This is a genomic window from Gordonia sp. J1A, from assembly GCF_055393515.1.
On sequence record NZ_AP041607.1, the window covers coordinates 957,860 to 974,729 of the forward strand.

Here is a 16,870-nt window from a genome sequence, read left to right on the forward strand (position 1 = left end):
CCGCGTAGGGCTCAGCCCTGCGCGGCGTCGTCCTTTCCGTGACCTTCGTCTCCGGGACCCTCGTCTCCGGGCTCGCGGTCTGCGGGTTCCTGACCGGGGACGCGGCCCGCGTCACCCATGCCCAGTGAGGCCAGCACCCGATCGGGATGGCGGGTCGAGATGAGCCAGTAGGGCGTCGGGTCGTCGGGGTCGTCCAACACCACGAGCACCATCGTCTTGACCCAGGTGCGATGGAGTACGAACGCTGCCGGATCGAGCTGCCTGCCCATGGCCGCGCTGCGCTGCGCCGCCGAGACCGTGGCGCCGCGGGCGATCACCTCGCTGGGCAGCATGGCCTTCCCCGCGTGCAGCGAGCCGTTCGCGTCCACGCGAACGGGCGTCCGCCCCATCGAATACAGTCCCCAGCCGATGAGGGCCGCGATGACGGGATAGGCGACGACGCTCCACGGCTCCCGGTAGGCGGCGAGTTGGACCTCGTAGCCGAAGATCGCGGTGATGGCGAGGCCGGCGAGCCACCACCACCACGGGACGATGAGGCGCTCGCTGTAGCGGTCCTGCTGCGGGGCGGGTGTCGAGGCTGCTTGCGTCACGCGGACAAGCCTAATGCGGTAGCGCCCTAGTAGTCTGCGGGGGTGACCACGCCAGTGACGCCCGATACGTATCCGCCGTTGCGAATCCGCCGACTCGATCCCGACCTCCCGCTTCCCGTGCGCGCCCATCCGGGCGATGCGGGCATCGATCTGTACGCCGCCACCGACCTCGTGCTGGCGCCGGGACGTCGTCAGCTCGTCGGGACCGGTATCGCGATCGGGCTGCCGTACGGCACCGTCGGACTGATCCATCCGCGCTCCGGTCTGGCGGCGCGCGCGGGACTGTCGATCGTCAACGCGCCGGGAACGATCGACGCGGGCTACCGCGGCGAGATCAAGGTGTGCCTGATCAACCTGGATCCGGAGGCTCCGATCACCGTCACGCGCGGCGACCGGATCGCCCAGCTGATCGTGCAGCGTGTCGAGTTGCCAGACGTGGTCGAAGTCGATGAACTCGACGACACCGAGCGCGGCGCCGGAGGCTACGGCTCCAGTGGCGGCCACGCGATTCTGACGGAGGGATGACGATGGCACAGCGTGCGACCGGCGCCGCGGGCGACAAGTACTCGATCGGCGACACCGCGGGACCCTACGACATCGCGGATCTGGCGACGCCCCTCGCCGAACTCGCGAACTCCCATCTGGATCTGGGCTCCCTGCTGATGCCGGTGGTGGAGGGCGGGCAGGTGACCGTCGAGATGTCCGCGACGCATGAGCCCGAGGCCGTCTACCTCGTGACGCCGGTCGGCCGCATCGGACTGCACGCCTTCGCCGCCCCGCGCAGCGGGGGACTGTGGCGCGAAGTGGTGCGCGAACTGGCCGAGTCGCTCCGCAGCGACGGAGCGCAGACCTCGATCGAGGACGGTCACTGGGGCCGCGAAGTGGTGGCCCGGGTGCCCGGCGGCAGTCACCGGTTCATCGGTGTCGACGGTCCTCGCTGGATGGTGCGCTGCGTCGCGAGCGGCCCCGAGGAGTCCGAGGTGCAGCTGGCCCAGCTCGCCCGCGCCGTCCTCGCCGAGACGGTGGTGCGTCGAGGCAGTGAACCGTGCCCGCCGCGGGAGTTGCTGCCGATCGTGTTGCCGCCGGTCCTCGCCGAACAGGTCGCGGCCGCCCAGCAGCAACTGGCCGAGCAGGCGGCCGAGCAGGCCGGGATGGACGCCGAGACCGGAGCCTTCCCCTCGCAGCCGCTGCCCGCACAGCCGTCCGGTGACGACTCCGGAGTGCCGGAGGTGATTCCCGGCGGCGCCGTGGAGCAGAGCGCCTCGGCCACCGTCTACTCCGATCAACCGGACGCGGATGCGCCGTCGGCGACAGCGGAGGAGACGTCGGCTCCGCCCGCAGTGGAGCCGGAGGAGGCACCCACCGCGCCGCCGTCGCGCGGTTCGGCGATGTCACGCTTCCGCCGGCGCCGCCGCTGACGCGTCCCTCCAGGCGGCGGCACAGGCGTCGCCGAGCCGATGCGGTGCCGGCCCGAACTCGGTGAGCGGCACGGCGCGCACCGCCGCCCGCGGTGCATACGCGGCCCAGGCCCGTCCCACCTCGACGGGATGCAGCGGGTCGTCGGGGGCGGCGGCGACGCCCAGCGGCACCGTCAGCGCGGACAGTTCGCTCTCGGCGGGCGCGGTGTGCGCGGCCGCGGCACGCAACTGCTCGACCAGTCCGCGGTCGGCGAGCGAGCGCCACGACCGTGACAGCTCCGCCCCGAGCCATGCGGGGCTGGTCCGGACCATCTGCGCCACTGCGGCCGCCAGACCGTCGCGTTCGATCGCGTCGGCGGTCAGCCGCGCCGACAGCGCGGCGAGTGAGTCCGCGGCCGGGCCCGACCACGGCGGCAGGGCGGCAAGCACTCCGCGGCAGTGCTGCGCGAGCGGTGATCGCAGTGCCCATTCGACGGCGATCGCCGCACCTATCGAGATGCCGCCGACGAGTAGGTCATCGCCTTCGGCGGCGACCTGGTCCAGGCGCGTAGAATAGCTGTTGACCAGGTCAGATTCTGGTTCGAGTGACACCAATCGAGCGCCGATCGAGGCGGCGGCGGGGCCGAAGACCCGTGCGGCGTAATCGGCGTCCGACCCGGTGCCCGGCATCACGATCAGCGTGGTCATACTTCGATCATGCACGGGTAGTATGGTGAGTTTGCAAGTGAGTTCGATTGCGACACCCCGCGGAGGATGGGATGGCTAATTCGGGTCTGCTCAAGCGGCTCGGACGGATGCTGACCGAAGATCTCGACGAGATCGAAGAGGGTCGCATCCAGCGCGAGTGCCAGGCACATGGTGCGCAGCGCGCGGTCGACTGCGCCCGCGGCGACGAGGCGACGATGGTCGGCGAGCTCCGCGCGGTCGAGACGTGTTCGCGCAACACCAAGACCGGTGTGGTCGCGGAGTTCTTCGACGGCACCGACACGGTGATCCTCAAGTGGATGGGCCGGAACCGGATCCCGGGCATCGAACCCGGTCGACGGGTGACGATCCGCGGCCGGGTGGCGAACTCGGACGGCATGAAGGTGATCTACAACCCCTATTACGAACTGCACGCCACCGACGAGTGAGCGCCTGACCGAGTGAGCGCATGACCGAGTGAGCATGACGACGCCGGCCTCCGTGGAGACCGGCGTCGCGTCGTGCAGTACTTCAGATGCTCAGCAGCAGCGAGGTCCCGAGCGTGATCAGCGCCGCGACCTTGATCAGATCGAATCCGACATACCAGTAGTGCGCCGTGCTGCGGTGTTCGGGAACCGACTCCGGGTGGGCCAGGACCAGATCGGTGCGCTTGGAGAGCACCGGCCTGATCGCCGCCACCTGAACGATCAGCGCCGCGGCCGCCACACCGAGTCCGATCAACGTACCCGTCGACCAGTCGTCGCCGACGGCGACCGCGACGATCAGTGCGATCGCCCAGAGCGCCTCGACCGCGTTCAGCGCGCGGAACACGAGGCGGCCGATACCCAGGCCGAGCGGGATGGTGATCCCGGGGGCCTGGAACTTGAGCGGCGCCTCGATGAACGAGATGCCGAACACCATGCCGAGCCAGATGAAGGAGCCGGCTGTCGCCAGGGCCTGGGTCACGGTCATCGGATCACGCTCACTTCATCACGCTGAAGGACTCGTAGTGGATGCGGTCCTCGGGCACGTCCCGCTCCAGCAGGGCGTCGCGGATCGCGCCGAGGAAGCCGGACGGTCCGCACAGGAGCGCGGTGGTGTCGGGTGCGATGTCGACGCCCTCGAGATCCATATACCCGATCCGCGTCGCCTCGTCGGTCGCCAGTCCGTGCTCGTACCACTGCAGCAGTTCGGCCTGGGGGAGGCGATCGACGAGCTGTGCGAGGTCGCCTCGGTGCGGCTGCCTGCTGCGCGAGCGGTCGGCGTGCAGGACCGTGACCGGACGGGTGTCGCCGGTGGAGACCAGGTGGTTCAGCAGACCGATCACCGGGGTGCAGCCGATCCCCGCCGAGGCCAGCAGCAGCGGATCGTCTCCCTCGGGGAGGGTGAGGTCGCCGAAGGGCGTGCTCACGGTCATGAGATCGCCCTCGAAGACGTGCTCGTGCAGATGGCTGGACACCTCGCCGTCGAGCTTGACGCTGATGTGCCACGCGGGATCGGAGGTCGACCCGGTGAGGCTGTACTGCCGGATCTGCCGCGCGCCGTCGTCCATCGTCGCCTGGACCGAGATGTACTGACCGGGGACGAATGCGCCGAGCGGCTCGCCGTCGAGGCTCTCGAGCGTGAAGGCCACGGCGTCGGGGGCCACCTGCTCGCGTTCGACGACGCGCGCCGACTTCCACACATCGCCGGGTTCGACGCCGGCAGCCCGGTACAGCTCGGTCTCCCGGCCGATCAGGACGTGTGCCATCTCCCAGTACAGCTCGTCCCATGCGGCCGCGACCTCCGGGGTGACGGCCTCACCGAGGACGTCGACGATCGCGGCGAACAGGTGCTCGTGGACGATCGGGTACTGGTCGGCGACGATGCCGAGGGAGGCGTGCTTATGGGCGATCCGGTCGATGATGAAGCGCATCCGGCCGGCATCGGGCTCGAGCTGCAGTCGGGCGAAGGCCGCGACCGCACCCGCCAGCACCTGCGGCTGACCGCCGGTGGCCTGGTTGGTCCGATTGAACAGATCGCGGAGCAGTTCGGGCCGCGCGGTGAACATCCGGTCGTAGAACCGCGGCGTGATCTCCGGCAACGCGGCTTCGACGACGGGGACAGTGGCTTCGAGCACCAGTTTCGTATCCGACGAGATCATCGATTTATCCTCACTTCGCTGCGATTGAATCGGGAGCCGCCGCATCCACGGTGGTCGTGGTCGGCGGGGTATCGGTGGACCGGAGAGTCGGCAGCAGCGTCAGCAGCTGGGCTCCGGTCGGATCGGCGATCAGGTCTTCGACGCTGAGCCGATCGAGGCTGGTGTAGAACGCCTCCTGGGCGGTCGCGAGTGCGCGGCGCAGACGGCAGGCGTTGCGCAGGGGACACGGTGCGGGGCCTTCGCAGTCGACGACTTCGGCATCGCCCTCGAGATGACGGGCGAGCCAGCCGACGCCTGCTCGCCTGCCGAGCTCGGTGATGCCCAGGCCGCCGGAGCGGCCGCGGCGCGAGTGCACCACGCCGAGTTCGGCCAGTCGACTGACCACCTTGGCCACGTGCGTGTAGCTCAGCTGCAGATCGGCCGCGATCTGCTTGGAGGTGTGGCTGGCATCCGGGTCGGCGGTCAGCGCCATGACGACCCGCAGGCCGATGTCGGTGAACCGTGTCAGCTGCATGAATCGATCAGAACATAATTGGAACCCGGGACTCCAATTAATGTGTCGGACCTCTCATGACCTGCGGAAACAGGTATTTTCGGCCTTCGAGCCGGGGACGAAAGTCCCTACCGCTACTACAGCGTGTAGGAGTTAAATGGGTGACTTGATCGTCCGGTGGAGCTCTTCTTCGGCTTCCTCCGGTGCGATGAACACCAGCTCGTCGCCGCCCTCGAGAGAGTCGTCCGACTCGGGCACGATCACTCGCCGGCCGCGGATGATCGCCACCAGCGCGACGTCGTGCGGGAGCTGCAGGCGGCGCACCGCCTTCCCCGCGAGCGGGGTGTCGTTCGGCAGGGTCAGCTCGACGAGGTTGGCCTGGCCCTGGCGGAAGGTCATCACTCGCACCAGATCGCCGACGGTCACCGCCTCTTCGACCAGCGAGGCCAGCATCCGCGGTGTGGAGACGGCGACGTCGACGCCCCAGTCCTCATTGAAGAGCCACTCATTGCGCGGATCGTTGACGCGGGCGACCACCCGGTTCACGGCGAACTCCGTCGTCGCGAGCAGGCTCACCACCAGATTCGCCTTGTCATCTCCCGTGGCCGCGATCATCACGTCGTACGTCTGCAGCTGCGCCAGCTCCAGGTCCGACAGTTCGCACGCGTCGGCGTGCACCCAGTCGGCCCCGGGTACCGCGACCGGATCGATGTGCGTGCGGTTCCGTTCGAACAGCGTCACGTCGTGATCGTTCACGAGCAGTTCGCGGGCGATGGCCCGGCCGACGGCCCCGGCTCCGGCGATGGCGACTTTCACAGTTACTCCCGGGGCATCTCGGCGCCGGCGACGGCGCGCGCGTTGTCGACATTGGAGGCGAGGGTCGCGACGTAGAGCACGTCGTCGTCCTGAATCACGGTCCGCGGATCGGGCAGCACGGTGTTGCCCATCCGCGACAGGAACGCGACCCGCGCACCGGTCAGTTCCTGGAACTTGCCCGCGTCGGTGCCGACCCACGATTCGTGGAAGTCCAGAACGGCCATCACCACCGAGCCCGACGGATCGGTCCAGACCGGCGTGCTGGAGGTCTCGCCGAGGGCGGCGACGAATCGCTGGGTGGTCCACGGGACGGTCGCGACCGTCGGGATGCCGAGACGCTCGTACACCGCCGCGCGCTTCGCATCGTAGATGCGGGCGACGACGCGGTCGACGTCGAAGGTCTCCCGCGCGACCCGCGCGGCGATGATGTTGGAGTTGTCGCCCGAGGACACCGCGGCGAAGGCGTCGCAGTCCTCGATGCCTGCGTCCTTGAGGACGTCCCGGTCGAATCCGACGCCGCAGACTCTCCGGCCCCGGAAGTCCTCGCCGAGACGACGGAAGGCCGTCTCGTCTCGGTCGATGACGACGACGTCGTGGCCGAGTCCGGACATCGCCCCTGCCAGGGCGGATCCCACTCGGCCGCAACCCATGATGATTACGCGCACGGTGATCGAGGTTACTGTGCCGCGATTGAATCCGCACCCTGGTGTTGCGAGGGCGACCTCGGGCCTTAATGTTGCGGAGTGTCCACGATGTCAAAGGTGTCGGTAGCCACCAAGAGGCTGGTCCTCGGGCGTCCGTTTCGCAGTGATCGGCTCGGTCACACGCTGCTGCCGAAACGGATCGCGCTGCCGGTGTTCGCCTCTGACGCGATGTCGTCGGTGGCCTACGCCCCGCAGGAGATCTTCCTGGTCCTGTCGATCGCCGGTATCAGCGCGTACACCCTCGCTCCGTGGGTGGCGGTGGCCGTGGCGGCCGTCATGGTGGTGGTGGTCGCCAGCTACCGGCAGAATGTCCACGCCTATCCTTCGGGCGGCGGCGACTACGAGGTGGCCACCGTCAACCTGGGCTCCAACGCCGGTCTGACGGTCGCGTCCGCCCTCCTGGTGGACTATGTGCTGACCGTCGCCGTGTCGGTGACTTCGGCCGCGGAGAACATCGGTTCGGCGGTACCGCTGGTGCACGAGCACAAGGTGTGGTTCTGCGTCCTCGGCATCGCGCTGCTGGCCGCGGTGAACCTGCGCGGTATCAAGGAATCCGGTGCGGTCCTCGCGATTCCGACGTATGCGTTCATCGTCGGCGTGCTGTTGATGCTCGGGTGGGGAGCGGTGAAGATCTTCGTCCTCGGCGACACCGTCGAGGCCGAGACCTCGGGATTCGGGATCGTCGCCGAACAACCGCACCTGATGGGGCTGGCGATGGCCTTCCTCGTCGCGCGGTCGTTCTCGTCCGGCTGCGCCGCGCTGACCGGTGTGGAGGCGATCAGCAACGGTGTGCCCGCGTTCCGGAAGCCGAAGTCGAGGAACGCCGCGACCACCCTGCTGCTGCTCGGCTCCTTCTCGATCGCACTGCTGCTGGGCATCGTGATGCTCGCTCAGAAGATCGGCGCGAAGTACGTCCTCGATCCGGCGAAGGATCTGAGCGGTCTGCCCGACGGCTACCAGCAGAAGTCGATCCTCGCGCAGCTCGCCGAGGCCGTCTTCCGTGGTTTCCCGCCGGGCTTCTACTTCATCGCCGTCGTCACCGCCCTGATCCTGTTGCTCGCGGCCAACACCGCGTTCAACGGTTTCCCGGTGCTCGGCTCGGTGCTCGCGCAGGACCGGTACCTCCCGCGTCAGCTGCACACCCGCGGCGACCGCCTGGCGTTCTCGAACGGCATCGTCTTCCTGGCACTGGCCGCGATCGCCTTCGTCGTCGCCTTCGGGGCCGAGGTCACGTCGCTGATCCAGCTGTACATCGTCGGCGTCTTCGTCTCCTTCACCCTCAGTCAGACCGGCATGGTCCGGCACTGGACCCGCCACCTCAAGACCGAGAGCGATCCCGATGCGCGCTCGCGGATGCGGCGGTCGCGCGTCATCAACGCGATCGGCATGGTGATGACCGGGACGGTGCTGGTGGTGGTGCTGCTGACCAAGTTCACCGCCGGCGCGTGGATGGCGATTCTGGCGATGGTGGTGCTGTTCTGCCTGATGAAGCTGATCCATCGCCACTACTCGGGGATCGTCGACGAGCTCGAGGCCACCGACCAGTCCGACGAGGTGCTGCCGAGCCGCAGCCACGCCGTGATCCTGGTGTCCACGCTGCACCTGCCGACGCGGCGCGCGCTGCGCTACGCCCGGGCGACGCGCCCCGACACCATCGAGGCGGTGACCGTCAACGTCGACGACCGTGACACTCGCACTCTCGTCAGCGAGTGGGAGGAGAGCGACATCACGGTGCCGCTCAAGGTGCTGGCGTCGCCCTACCGCGAGATCACGCGTCCGATCATCAACTACGTGCGGCGCGTGCGACGCGAGTCGCCGCGCGACGTCATCACCGTCTTCATCCCCGAATACGTGGTCGGCCACTGGTGGGAGCAGATCCTGCACAACCAGTCCGCACTGCGCCTCAAGAGCCGCCTGCTGTTCGAGCCCGGGGTGATGGTGACCTCCGTTCCGTGGCAGCTGAACTCCTCGGAGAACCGGGCCCGGCGGGCGGAGCACAATTACCACGCACCGGGCGACGCCCGCCGGGGGTTCTCGGCCAACGAGCAACCGCGGCCCGGATCCGGTTCCCCCTCGGACGGCGGAACCCGATGAGCCGCCCCGGCGGCCCGCTCACCCTCGAGGTCACCGCGTACGCCAACGGCGGTGCCGGTATCGCGCGGTCGGACGGTCGCGTGGTCTTCGTCGACGGCGCCCTGCCCGGCGAGCGGGTACGCGCCCGCATCACCGACGACTCGCGCAGCAGCTACGCCAAGGCGGCGGTGGAGGAAGTCCTCACCCCGTCCGAGCATCGCGTGGCCCCTCGCTGTCCGGCCGCGGTGGCCGGCGCCGGCTGCTGCGATCTCGCCTTCGTCGAGCCGGCGTACGCGAGGAGGCTGGGCGCGGACGCCCTCGCCGACGTCCTTCGCCGGATCGGCCGATTCGACCTCGACGAACTGCCGCCCCCGGACGTGGAGCCGCTCGGCGGAGCGTCCACCGGCTGGCGGATCCGGACGCGGCTCGCGGTGGGCCGAGACGGGCGGGCGGGCCTGCGTGGACGCCGGTCGGCCGAGATCGTCACCGAGCCGTGCGTCGCACCCGTCGCGGGACTGCTCGAGCAGGTGGACGGCCTCGGTGCCCGGCCGGGGACCGAGATCGTGCTGATGGCGGGCACCGACGGCGTGCGGCATGCGGGTGAGCTCGCCGCGCCCCGGGAAGGCGATGTGCGCGGACGCCGTCGCGGCGACGCCGCCCGACGCCGGGCCCAGCGATCGCGCGGGGCCCGCAGTGCGCCCCGAGAGCTGCGCATGCTGGTCGGTGACGGTTCGGTGACCCACCGCGTCGGCGACCGGAGTTGGCGGATACCGGTGACCGGCTTCTGGCAGGCACATCGCAACGCTCCCGAGGTGTACTCGGCCGCCGTGGTCGATCTGCTCGCCGAGGCGGGCGTCGCGGGGACAGTTCACGCGTGGGACCTGTACGGCGGGGCGGGCGTCTTCAGCGCGGCGCTGATCGACGCTGGGCCGAGCCGCGGACTCGACGTCGCATCCGTCGACCTGGTCGACACCGATCCGAGCGCGCTCGCCGCCGCAGATGCGGTCTTCGGCGCCGATCCGGTGACCACTCATCGAGGCGGCGTCGCCGAGACCCTCGCCGGCCTGCGGTCACCGCAGGTGGTGGTCAGCGACCCGCCGCGTGCCGGGGCCGGACTCTCGGTGGTGGACGGCGTCGCCGCCGCGGGTCCGGAGGCGGTGGTGCACGTGGGATGCGACGCGGCCTCCTTCGCGCGCGACCTGGGCCGGTACGCGGTCCACGGATACCGGGTGCGCGGCTGGCGGGCCTTCGACGCCTTCCCGCTGACCCATCACATCGAGGCGGTCGCCGTTCTCACGCGGTGAGGGGCTCGGTGACCCTGCGGCGTCCTGTGATCCCGGGCTCAGACCCCGAGTCCGTAGACTGGGTCTGATGCGACGCCGCTCGGGCGGTCGCGGCTGCGAAGGAGGACTACGGATGGGCGTGCTGGATCGGGTGGACTCACCGGCAGACGTACGTGCGTGCTCGCCAGAGGAACTGGCGGAGCTGGCCGACGACATCCGGCAGTTCCTGATTCAGAAGGTCGCGGCCACCGGGGGACACCTGGGCCCCAACCTCGGCGTGGTGGAACTGACCCTCGCGATCCACCGGGTCTTCGACTCGCCGACCGACCCGATCCTGTTCGACACCGGGCACCAGTGCTACGTCCACAAGATCGTCACCGGGCGCAAGGATCGATTCGACACCCTGCGGGAGCAGGGCGGGCTCACCGGGTACCAGGACCGCACCGAGAGCCCGCACGACTGGATCGAGTCCTCGCACGCCTCGGCGGCGCTGTCGAACGCCGACGGTCTCAGCAAGGCCTTCGCCCTGCGCGGCGAGGACCGCACCGTGGTCGCGGTGGTCGGTGACGGCGCGCTCACGGGCGGCATGTGCTGGGAGGCGCTGAACAACATCGCCGACAGCGACCGCTCGGTGGTGATCGTCGTCAACGACAACGGGCGGTCGTACGCGCCCACGATCGGCGGATTGGCACGCAATCTCTCGGCGCTGCGGCTGCAGCCCGGTTACGAGCGCTTCCTGGAGACGGGCCGGCGCACCCTCAAGAGCGTCCCGATGGTCGGCGACGCCGCGTACGCGGTGCTGCACGGGATGAAGAGCGGGGTCAAGGACCTGGTCTCGCCGCAGGCGATGTTCGCCGACCTCGGGATCAAGTACGTCGGCCCGGTCGACGGGCACGACCTGGCCGAGATGGAGGCCGCGCTGCGGCGGGCCAAGGCCTTCGGCGGTCCGGTGATCGTTCACGCCGTGACCCGGAAGGGAAACGGCTACGCCCCGGCCGAGAACGACGAGGCCGAGCAGATGCACTCCACCGGAAAGATCGACCCGCTCACCGGCCGGGCGCTCGCCGAATCGCCGGTCGACTGGACCTCGGTGTTCTCGGAGACGCTCGTGCGCGAGGCCGCCCGCCGACCCGAGGTGGTGGCGATCACCGCCGCGATGCCCGGTCCCACCGGGCTCGCCGCGTTCGGTGAGCGGTACCCGGAGCGGATGTTCGACGTCGGGATCGCCGAACAGCACGGCATGACGTCGGCGGCCGGGTTGGCGCTCGGCGGCATGCATCCGGTCCTCGCCATCTACTCGACCTTTCTGAACCGTGCCTTCGATCAACTGCTGATGGACGTCGCGCTGCTCAATCTGCCGGTCACGGTGGTGCTCGACAGGTCCGGCATCACCGGTCCGGACGGACCGAGCCACCACGGGATGTGGGACCTGTCGCTGCTGGCGATCGTTCCGGGGATGCGCGTGGCAGCTCCGCGCGACGCCGTCCGGCTGCGCGAGGAACTCGCCGAGGCCCTCGATATCGGCGACGGTCCCTCGGCGGTGCGCTTCGGCAAGGGCCGCGTGCCCGACGACATTCCGGCGGTACGGCGGCTCGGCGACGGCGTCGACGTTCTCGTGGAGGCCGCCGAGCCGGGCGGGGTCCTCATCGTCGCCGTCGGCGGAATGGCGGAGATCGGCATCGGGGCGGCGGAACTCCTGGCCGCCCGCGGTATTCCCGCCACCGTGGTCGACCCGCGCTGGGCGCTGCCCGTCCCCGCATCGATCGCCGACCTGGCCCGCACGCACACCTCGGTGGTGACCATCGAGGACGGCGGCGTGCGCGGCGGTGTCGGAAGCGCGGTGGAGTCGGCGCTGGAGCAGGCGGGCGTCGACGTTCCCGTCCATCGTCGGGGAGTGCCTCAGGAGTTCATCGCACACGCTTCGCGCGAGGCGATCCTCGCCGACTGCGGGCTCACTCCCGCAGGGATCGCCGACTCGGTGATCGCCGACTCGATCGCGACCGGATCCGGGTACGTGTCCCTGGTGGGGCCAGAGGAGCCGGTGGAACTGAACGCGCCCGTCACCACCGCGAGCGGGTAGACGCAGAGCCGGCTCAGGGCCGGATCGCGTCCAGGGCCGCGTCGATCGGTGCGGCCACCAGGGCCCGCTGCCACGGTCGGGCACCGCGCTCGGCGAGCCACTCGTCGGCGCCGGCGCTCGGGCCCAGACCCTCCCAGCAGAGGTTGCGCAGCAGGTCGGGGGAGATCAGGTTCTCCTGCGGAACGCCGACCTCCTCGGCGATCGCCCGGACCACCGGACGCACGGCGCCGGCGCGGGCCGCGGCCTCCGGATTGCGCTGCTCCCACCGGTTGTAGGGAGGCGGTCCCACCTGCGGAGTCTTCTTGGCAGGCAGGTCCGACTCGGGCAGTTGCTGGGCCTTCCGGATGGCGCGCATCCAGCGGTCGGCCTGACGCCGCTGGCGCGGTCCGCCGAACACCGGGAGGCTGGCCAGGGCCGCGGTATCGGTCGGATTCGCCGTGGCCGCGGTGACGATGGCCGAGTCGGGAAGCACCCGGCCCGGCGCGATGTCCCGGCGCTGCGCGATCTCCTCCCGCGCCGTCCAGAGCTCGCGCACCACCGCGAGTTGGCGCTGAGTGCGCAGGTTGTGGATGTTCGACGTCCGCCGCCAGCGGTCGGTGCGCGGCGGCGCGGGCGGCCGCCGGAGAACGTGGGCGAACTCCTGAGCCGCCCATTCGCCGCGGCCGCGTTCGTCCAGCGCGCCGGCGACGGCGTTGCGCAGTTCGATGAGGACCTCGACGTCCAGGGCCGCGTAATTGAGCCAGTCCGCCGGCAGCGGTCGGCGCGACCAGTCGGCCGCGCCGTGACCTTTCGCGAGACCGAGGTGCAGGAATTCGGCGACCATCGCCGCAAGATTGACCTTCGGGAAGTCGAGGAGCCGGCCCGCCAGCTCCGTGTCGAACAACGACTCGGTCCGGAAGCCGAGCTCGCGCAGGCAGGGCAGGTCCTGGTCGGCGGCGTGCAGGATCCACTCGGGCCCGTCGAGGGCGTCGATGATCGGCTCCAGTGCATCCGGGTGCGCGATCGGATCGATCAGAAAGCTGCCCGATCCGGCGCGTCTGAGCTGGATCAGATAAGCGCGCTGCGAATAGCGGTAGCCGCTGGCGCGCTCGGTGTCGACCGCGATGGGGCCCGAGCCGTCGCGCAGCCGGCGTGCGGCTTCGGCGAACTCGTCCCCGGTGGCGAGCACCGGCGGGACTCCCTCGCGCGGCGAAGTGAGTGGCGTGACGTCGGGCGCGACGGCTGGCTCGGGCTGGGCCCGCGGTTCCACCCGCGGCTGTTCGCCGGTCGAACCGGTCGAGGCTTCGGTCACGAGGACTGGACCGGGCCGAGCGCGGTCACCCCGGCCGGCGGCAGCCCCGCGGCCGAGGCGAGGACCTCGCAGAACGCCTCGAGATGCGCGGCGAGCCGGGGACTGGTGGCCGTCCACGACGCGCGGAGTTCGAGCTGGTGCGCCTGCGGGGGGCCGGCGATGTCGCCGTATCGCACAGACGTGGTGGCGGTGACCGTGCCGCCGAGGGCCCGAACCATCGGTACGTCGGACCCGAGCGGGGGATCGGATTCGGTGGCGCCGTCGGGGACGCCGAGCGCCTCCGACAGCCACGTCCACGCCACCTGCGGCAGCAGCGGATCGGCTGCGAGGGCGGCCTCCACCTCGGCCTGAATGAAGGCGACGAGCCGGAAGGTTCCGTTCCACGCCTCCTGGCCTGCGGGGTCGTACAGCAAGACGAGTCTGCCGAAGGCACTGCCGGAGGAATCGTCGGCGACCAGCGCGGGATCGCCGGACTCGGGCGGGCTGACCTCGACGCCGAGGGCGTAGCTGTACGGCGCCAGGCGCTGCGGCGGGCGGATCGAGCCGATCTCGATCTCGCGGCGCACGGCGGCGTCGTGGAGCGAAGCCACCGCATCACGGAATTCGGCGGGCTCGCTCGGGGCTCCAGAAGTGGTCACGGCGTCAGGTTAGGCCCCCGCTCCTGCCAGTTGGCGGAGGCGCGCCGCAAGCTGAAACGACGATAAGTGAGCGGCCTCACGCGCCGGCGCCGGTACGGGTGCGGCATATCACCTGGACGGAGCACAGGGAGGCCGCGGGCGGTGCGCGGATGGTGGCGGGCGCGGGCAATGATGGCAGAGTTGTCCGTATGACTTCGATTCGAGGCCGACGTTCGCCGGGCCGGATGCCGTTGATCGCCGCCGCCACGGGCGGCACCCCTTCTCGCCGACCCGTGTGGTTCATGCGCCAGGCGGGGCGTTCACTGCCGGAGTATCGCGAGATCCGTGCCGGGCGCGGGATGCTCGAATCCTGCTTCGACCCGGAACTGGTGGCCGAGATCACCATGCAGCCGGTGCGCAGGCACGACACCGACGCGGCGATCCTGTTCTCCGACATCGTGGTCCCGCTGCGCGCTGCGGGGATCGACCTGGACATCGTGGCCGGGACGGGCCCGGTCATCGCCTCGCCGATCCGGACCGCGCGTGATGTGGCGTCGATCCCACGCCTGGACCCCGCTTCGGTCGGCGCCGTGACCGCGGCCATCGGCATGATCCTCGGTGAACTGGCCGACGAGAAGTCCCTGATCGGCTTCGCGGGTGCACCGTTCACCCTCGCCTCGTATCTGATCGAGGGCGGACCCAGCCGCACCTACGAGCACACCAAGGCGATGATGTTGGCTGAGCCGGAGCTGTGGCATTCGCTGATGGGGCGGCTCACCGACATCACCATCGCCTTCCTGCGCGCCCAGCTCGACGCCGGCGTCGACGCCGTTCAACTGTTCGACTCCTGGGCGGGAACGCTGTCGAAGGCAGCGTACGAGGAGTTCGTGGCGCCGCACTCGTCTCGAGTGATGGCGGAGGTCGCCGAGTACGGGGTGCCGCGCATCCACTTCGGTGTCGGCACCGGAGAGATCCTCGGCTCGATGACCGACGTGGGCGCCGACGTCATCGGCGTCGACTGGCGCATCCCGCTCGACGAGGCCGCGGCCCGCGTCGGGCACCGCGTCGCGGTCCAGGGCAACCTCGATCCGACGGTTCTGCTGGCCGGCGACGACGCGGTCCTCGAGCGCGAGATCGATCGAGTGGTGGCGGCCGGACGGCGAGCCGTCGACGCGGGTGCCCCGGGACACATCTTCAATCTCGGGCACGGCGTCCTGCCGAACACCGACGCCGGCGTGGTGACGCGCGCGGTCGAGCTCATTCACTCGCTGTGACCGGCGGGCGGTCGGGGGACCGGAACCGGGTCGCGGTGATCGGGGCCGGTGTATCCGGTCTGACCGCCGCCCACCGCCTGCGGCGCGAGCTCGGAGCACAGGCGCGGATCGACGTCTACGACGCGGCTGACCGGCCGGGCGGCCTGCTGTGCACCCGCACCGTCGGCGGTACCGCGGTGGACGTCGGCGCCGAGGCGTTCATCGTGCGCCGTCCCGAAGCCCTGGCGCTGGTGACCGAACTGGGTCTGGCCGACCGCGTGGTGGCCCCGGGACCGATGCGGCCGGCGATCTGGTCCGGGGGAGCGCTGCACGACCTCCCGGCCCCGGCTCTGATGGGCATCCCGGCGGGTCCGGCACCGTTCGCGGATCTCGCGGCCGCCGACGACCTGGAGAGGATGGCGGCCGAGGAGCGGACTCCGCTGGAGTGGACTCCCGGAGCCGATCCGTCGGTGGGGGAGCTGGTGGGTGAGCGGTACGGACGGTCGGTGGTGGCGCGCGGGGTGGACCCGATGCTCGGCGGCGTGTACTCGGCGCTTGCCGACCAGCTCGGACTGCGCGAAGCCGTGCCCGCACTGGCTCGCGCTCTCGACGCGGGCGCTGCGTCGCTGAGCGCCGCCGTTCGGACCGTGCTCGACGCCGGCGCTGGGGGAACGGGCCCGGTGTTCGGCGCGCTCGCCGGCGGATATCGGGAACTGGTGTCCGCGCTCGTCGAGGCCGCGGGCGCCGATCTGAGACTCGGTACCGAGGTGGTCGGGCTGCGGCCGATCGCCGACGGCGCCGCGGTGCTGGTCGCCGGTTCGGGTGAGCCCCGGGCGGTGGAGTACGACGCGGTGATCGTCGCCGTTCCGATCTGGACGGCCGCCCGCCTCCTGTCGGAGGCGGCTCCGGCCGCGGCCGCGGTGTTCGGCGAGGTCGCACCCGCGGGCTCGGCCGTCGTGGCTCTCGCGGTGCCCGCCGCGACCCCGCTGCCCGAGCATTCCGGTGTGCTGGTCGCGACCGACGCCGGCCTCCGGCTGAAGGCGATCACGCTGAGCAGCCAGAAGTGGCCGCATCTGCGACACGGTGACGTGCGGACGCTGCGGACCTCGTTCGGACGGCTCGGCGACCCGGTGACGGCGAGCGACACCGAACTCGTCGACGCCGCGGTCGCCGACCTCGGCACGGTCTTCGCCGCCGCCGGACTGCCCGCGCCCCAGGTCGCCGACGCGGTGGTGCAGCGCTGGCCGCACGGACTGCCGCACTACGCACCGGGGCATCTCGCCCGAGTCCGCGAGGCGGTGGCCGGACTGCCCTCCCGGATCGGGGTCGCCGGGTCCGGTTACGCCGGAGTCGGAGTGCCCGCCTGCATCGGCACCGCGGAGGCGGCCGTGGGAGAAATCACCGCCGACCTGCGGACCTGACGTT

17 protein-coding genes are annotated in these 16,870 nt (G+C 70.5%); 8 read left to right on the plus strand and 9 right to left on the minus strand.

Going from position 1 to position 16,870, the window contains the following annotated elements; all coding sequences use genetic code 11:
• Nucleotides 1-11 precede the first annotated feature (11 nt).
• Nucleotides 12-590 (minus strand): DUF3093 domain-containing protein, encoded by a 579-nt coding sequence (locus ACZ5QD_RS04495; RefSeq protein WP_045539890.1) that lies wholly within the window; start codon nucleotides 588-590, stop codon nucleotides 12-14.
• 42 nt (nucleotides 591-632) lie between these two features.
• On the opposite strand from ACZ5QD_RS04495, the gene dut reads away from it, so the two are divergent.
• Both dut and ACZ5QD_RS04505 read left to right on the plus strand, forming a co-directional pair.
• Nucleotides 633-1,115 (plus strand): dUTP diphosphatase, encoded by a 483-nt coding sequence (dut, locus tag ACZ5QD_RS04500; protein WP_375002004.1) that lies wholly within the window; start codon nucleotides 633-635, stop codon nucleotides 1,113-1,115.
• A 2-nt stretch (nucleotides 1,116-1,117) separates the two neighbouring features.
• The gene (locus tag ACZ5QD_RS04505; RefSeq protein ID WP_346075404.1) at nucleotides 1,118-2,008 is read left to right on the plus strand and encodes a DUF3710 domain-containing protein; all 891 of its coding nucleotides are present in this window, start codon (nucleotides 1,118-1,120) and stop codon (nucleotides 2,006-2,008) included.
• Here ACZ5QD_RS04505 and ACZ5QD_RS04510 read toward each other — a convergent pair.
• Nucleotides 1,982-2,695 (minus strand): alpha/beta hydrolase, encoded by a 714-nt coding sequence (locus ACZ5QD_RS04510; RefSeq protein WP_412475727.1) that lies wholly within the window; start codon nucleotides 2,693-2,695, stop codon nucleotides 1,982-1,984. The two genes, ACZ5QD_RS04505 and ACZ5QD_RS04510, sit on opposite strands and share 27 nt — an antisense overlap.
• A gap of 71 nt (nucleotides 2,696-2,766) precedes the next feature.
• On the opposite strand from ACZ5QD_RS04510, the gene ACZ5QD_RS04515 reads away from it, so the two are divergent.
• Entirely contained in the window at nucleotides 2,767-3,141 is a 375-nt protein-coding gene (locus ACZ5QD_RS04515; RefSeq protein WP_006896342.1) for an OB-fold nucleic acid binding domain-containing protein, read from the plus strand.
• 82 nt (nucleotides 3,142-3,223) lie between these two features.
• Here the strand turns inward: ACZ5QD_RS04515 and ACZ5QD_RS04520 are convergent, their stop codons facing one another.
• The 5 genes from ACZ5QD_RS04520 to ACZ5QD_RS04540 all read right to left on the minus strand — a co-directional run bounded on the left by ACZ5QD_RS04520 (nucleotide 3,224) and on the right by ACZ5QD_RS04540 (nucleotide 6,809).
• Nucleotides 3,224-3,664: a hypothetical protein gene (locus ACZ5QD_RS04520; protein WP_006896343.1), complete on the minus strand. Its 441-nt coding sequence runs from the start codon at nucleotides 3,662-3,664 to the stop codon at nucleotides 3,224-3,226.
• A 10-nt stretch (nucleotides 3,665-3,674) separates the two neighbouring features.
• A complete protein-coding gene (locus tag ACZ5QD_RS04525) occupies nucleotides 3,675-4,835 on the minus strand; it encodes a globin domain-containing protein (RefSeq protein ID WP_006896344.1) in 1,161 nt (386 codons plus the stop codon).
• Nucleotides 4,836-4,845: 10 nt separating this feature from the next.
• The gene (locus tag ACZ5QD_RS04530; RefSeq protein ID WP_006896345.1) at nucleotides 4,846-5,349 is read right to left on the minus strand and encodes an RrF2 family transcriptional regulator; all 504 of its coding nucleotides are present in this window, start codon (nucleotides 5,347-5,349) and stop codon (nucleotides 4,846-4,848) included.
• A 132-nt stretch (nucleotides 5,350-5,481) separates the two neighbouring features.
• A complete protein-coding gene (locus ACZ5QD_RS04535) occupies nucleotides 5,482-6,144 on the minus strand; it encodes a potassium channel family protein (protein WP_045540236.1) in 663 nt (220 codons plus the stop codon).
• Between the two features lie 2 nt (nucleotides 6,145-6,146).
• A complete protein-coding gene (locus ACZ5QD_RS04540; protein WP_039867369.1) occupies nucleotides 6,147-6,809 on the minus strand; it encodes a potassium channel family protein in 663 nt (220 codons plus the stop codon).
• 78 nt (nucleotides 6,810-6,887) lie between these two features.
• Between ACZ5QD_RS04540 and ACZ5QD_RS04545 the strand changes: the two genes are divergently transcribed.
• The 3 genes from ACZ5QD_RS04545 (at nucleotide 6,888) to dxs (ending at nucleotide 12,284) form a co-directional block, all read left to right on the plus strand.
• On the plus strand, nucleotides 6,888-8,942 hold the full coding sequence (locus ACZ5QD_RS04545; RefSeq protein WP_045540238.1) for an APC family permease: 2,055 nt from the start codon (nucleotides 6,888-6,890) through the stop codon (nucleotides 8,940-8,942).
• The gene (locus ACZ5QD_RS04550) at nucleotides 8,939-10,225 is read left to right on the plus strand and encodes a class I SAM-dependent RNA methyltransferase (protein WP_278127250.1); all 1,287 of its coding nucleotides are present in this window, start codon (nucleotides 8,939-8,941) and stop codon (nucleotides 10,223-10,225) included. Before ACZ5QD_RS04545 ends, ACZ5QD_RS04550 begins: the two co-directional genes overlap by 4 nt.
• A gap of 112 nt (nucleotides 10,226-10,337) precedes the next feature.
• Entirely contained in the window at nucleotides 10,338-12,284 is a 1,947-nt protein-coding gene (gene dxs, locus ACZ5QD_RS04555; RefSeq protein ID WP_062366874.1) for a 1-deoxy-D-xylulose-5-phosphate synthase, read from the plus strand.
• Between the two features lie 13 nt (nucleotides 12,285-12,297).
• Here dxs and ACZ5QD_RS04560 read toward each other — a convergent pair whose 3' ends face one another.
• Nucleotides 12,298-13,575 (minus strand): ribonuclease D, encoded by a 1,278-nt coding sequence (locus tag ACZ5QD_RS04560; RefSeq protein ID WP_006896351.1) that lies wholly within the window; start codon nucleotides 13,573-13,575, stop codon nucleotides 12,298-12,300.
• Nucleotides 13,572-14,213 (minus strand): DUF3000 domain-containing protein, encoded by a 642-nt coding sequence (locus ACZ5QD_RS04565; protein WP_081598103.1) that lies wholly within the window; start codon nucleotides 14,211-14,213, stop codon nucleotides 13,572-13,574. The genes ACZ5QD_RS04560 and ACZ5QD_RS04565 overlap by 4 nt, the downstream gene beginning before the upstream one ends.
• Nucleotides 14,214-14,437: 224 nt before the next feature.
• Here ACZ5QD_RS04565 and hemE point away from each other — a divergent pair, with 224 nt between their 5' ends.
• Nucleotides 14,438-15,466 (plus strand): uroporphyrinogen decarboxylase, encoded by a 1,029-nt coding sequence (gene hemE, locus ACZ5QD_RS04570; protein WP_039867371.1) that lies wholly within the window; start codon nucleotides 14,438-14,440, stop codon nucleotides 15,464-15,466.
• Entirely contained in the window at nucleotides 15,463-16,866 is a 1,404-nt protein-coding gene (gene hemG / locus ACZ5QD_RS04575) for a protoporphyrinogen oxidase (RefSeq protein WP_062366876.1), read from the plus strand. Before hemE ends, hemG begins: the two co-directional genes overlap by 4 nt.
• The last annotated feature ends 4 nt before the right edge of the window (nucleotides 16,867-16,870 follow it).

Excerpts from the sequence above, each read along its gene's own strand:
- ACZ5QD_RS04515 (WP_006896342.1), top strand. The coding sequence starts at position 2,767 with ATGGCTAATTCGGGTCTGCTCAAGCGGCTCGGACGGATGCTGACCGAA.
- hemE (WP_039867371.1), top strand. The coding sequence starts at position 14,438 with ATGCCGTTGATCGCCGCCGCCACGGGCGGCACCCCTTCTCGCCGACCC.
- dxs (WP_062366874.1), top strand. The coding sequence starts at position 10,338 with ATGGGCGTGCTGGATCGGGTGGACTCACCGGCAGACGTACGTGCGTGC.
- ACZ5QD_RS04510 (WP_412475727.1), bottom strand. The coding sequence starts at position 2,695 with ATGACCACGCTGATCGTGATGCCGGGCACCGGGTCGGACGCCGATTAC.
- ACZ5QD_RS04530 (WP_006896345.1), bottom strand. The coding sequence starts at position 5,349 with ATGCAGCTGACACGGTTCACCGACATCGGCCTGCGGGTCGTCATGGCG.
- ACZ5QD_RS04550 (WP_278127250.1), top strand. The coding sequence starts at position 8,939 with ATGAGCCGCCCCGGCGGCCCGCTCACCCTCGAGGTCACCGCGTACGCC.
- ACZ5QD_RS04505 (WP_346075404.1), top strand. The coding sequence starts at position 1,118 with ATGGCACAGCGTGCGACCGGCGCCGCGGGCGACAAGTACTCGATCGGC.
- ACZ5QD_RS04525 (WP_006896344.1), bottom strand. The coding sequence starts at position 4,835 with ATGATCTCGTCGGATACGAAACTGGTGCTCGAAGCCACTGTCCCCGTC.
- ACZ5QD_RS04520 (WP_006896343.1), bottom strand. The coding sequence starts at position 3,664 with ATGACCGTGACCCAGGCCCTGGCGACAGCCGGCTCCTTCATCTGGCTC.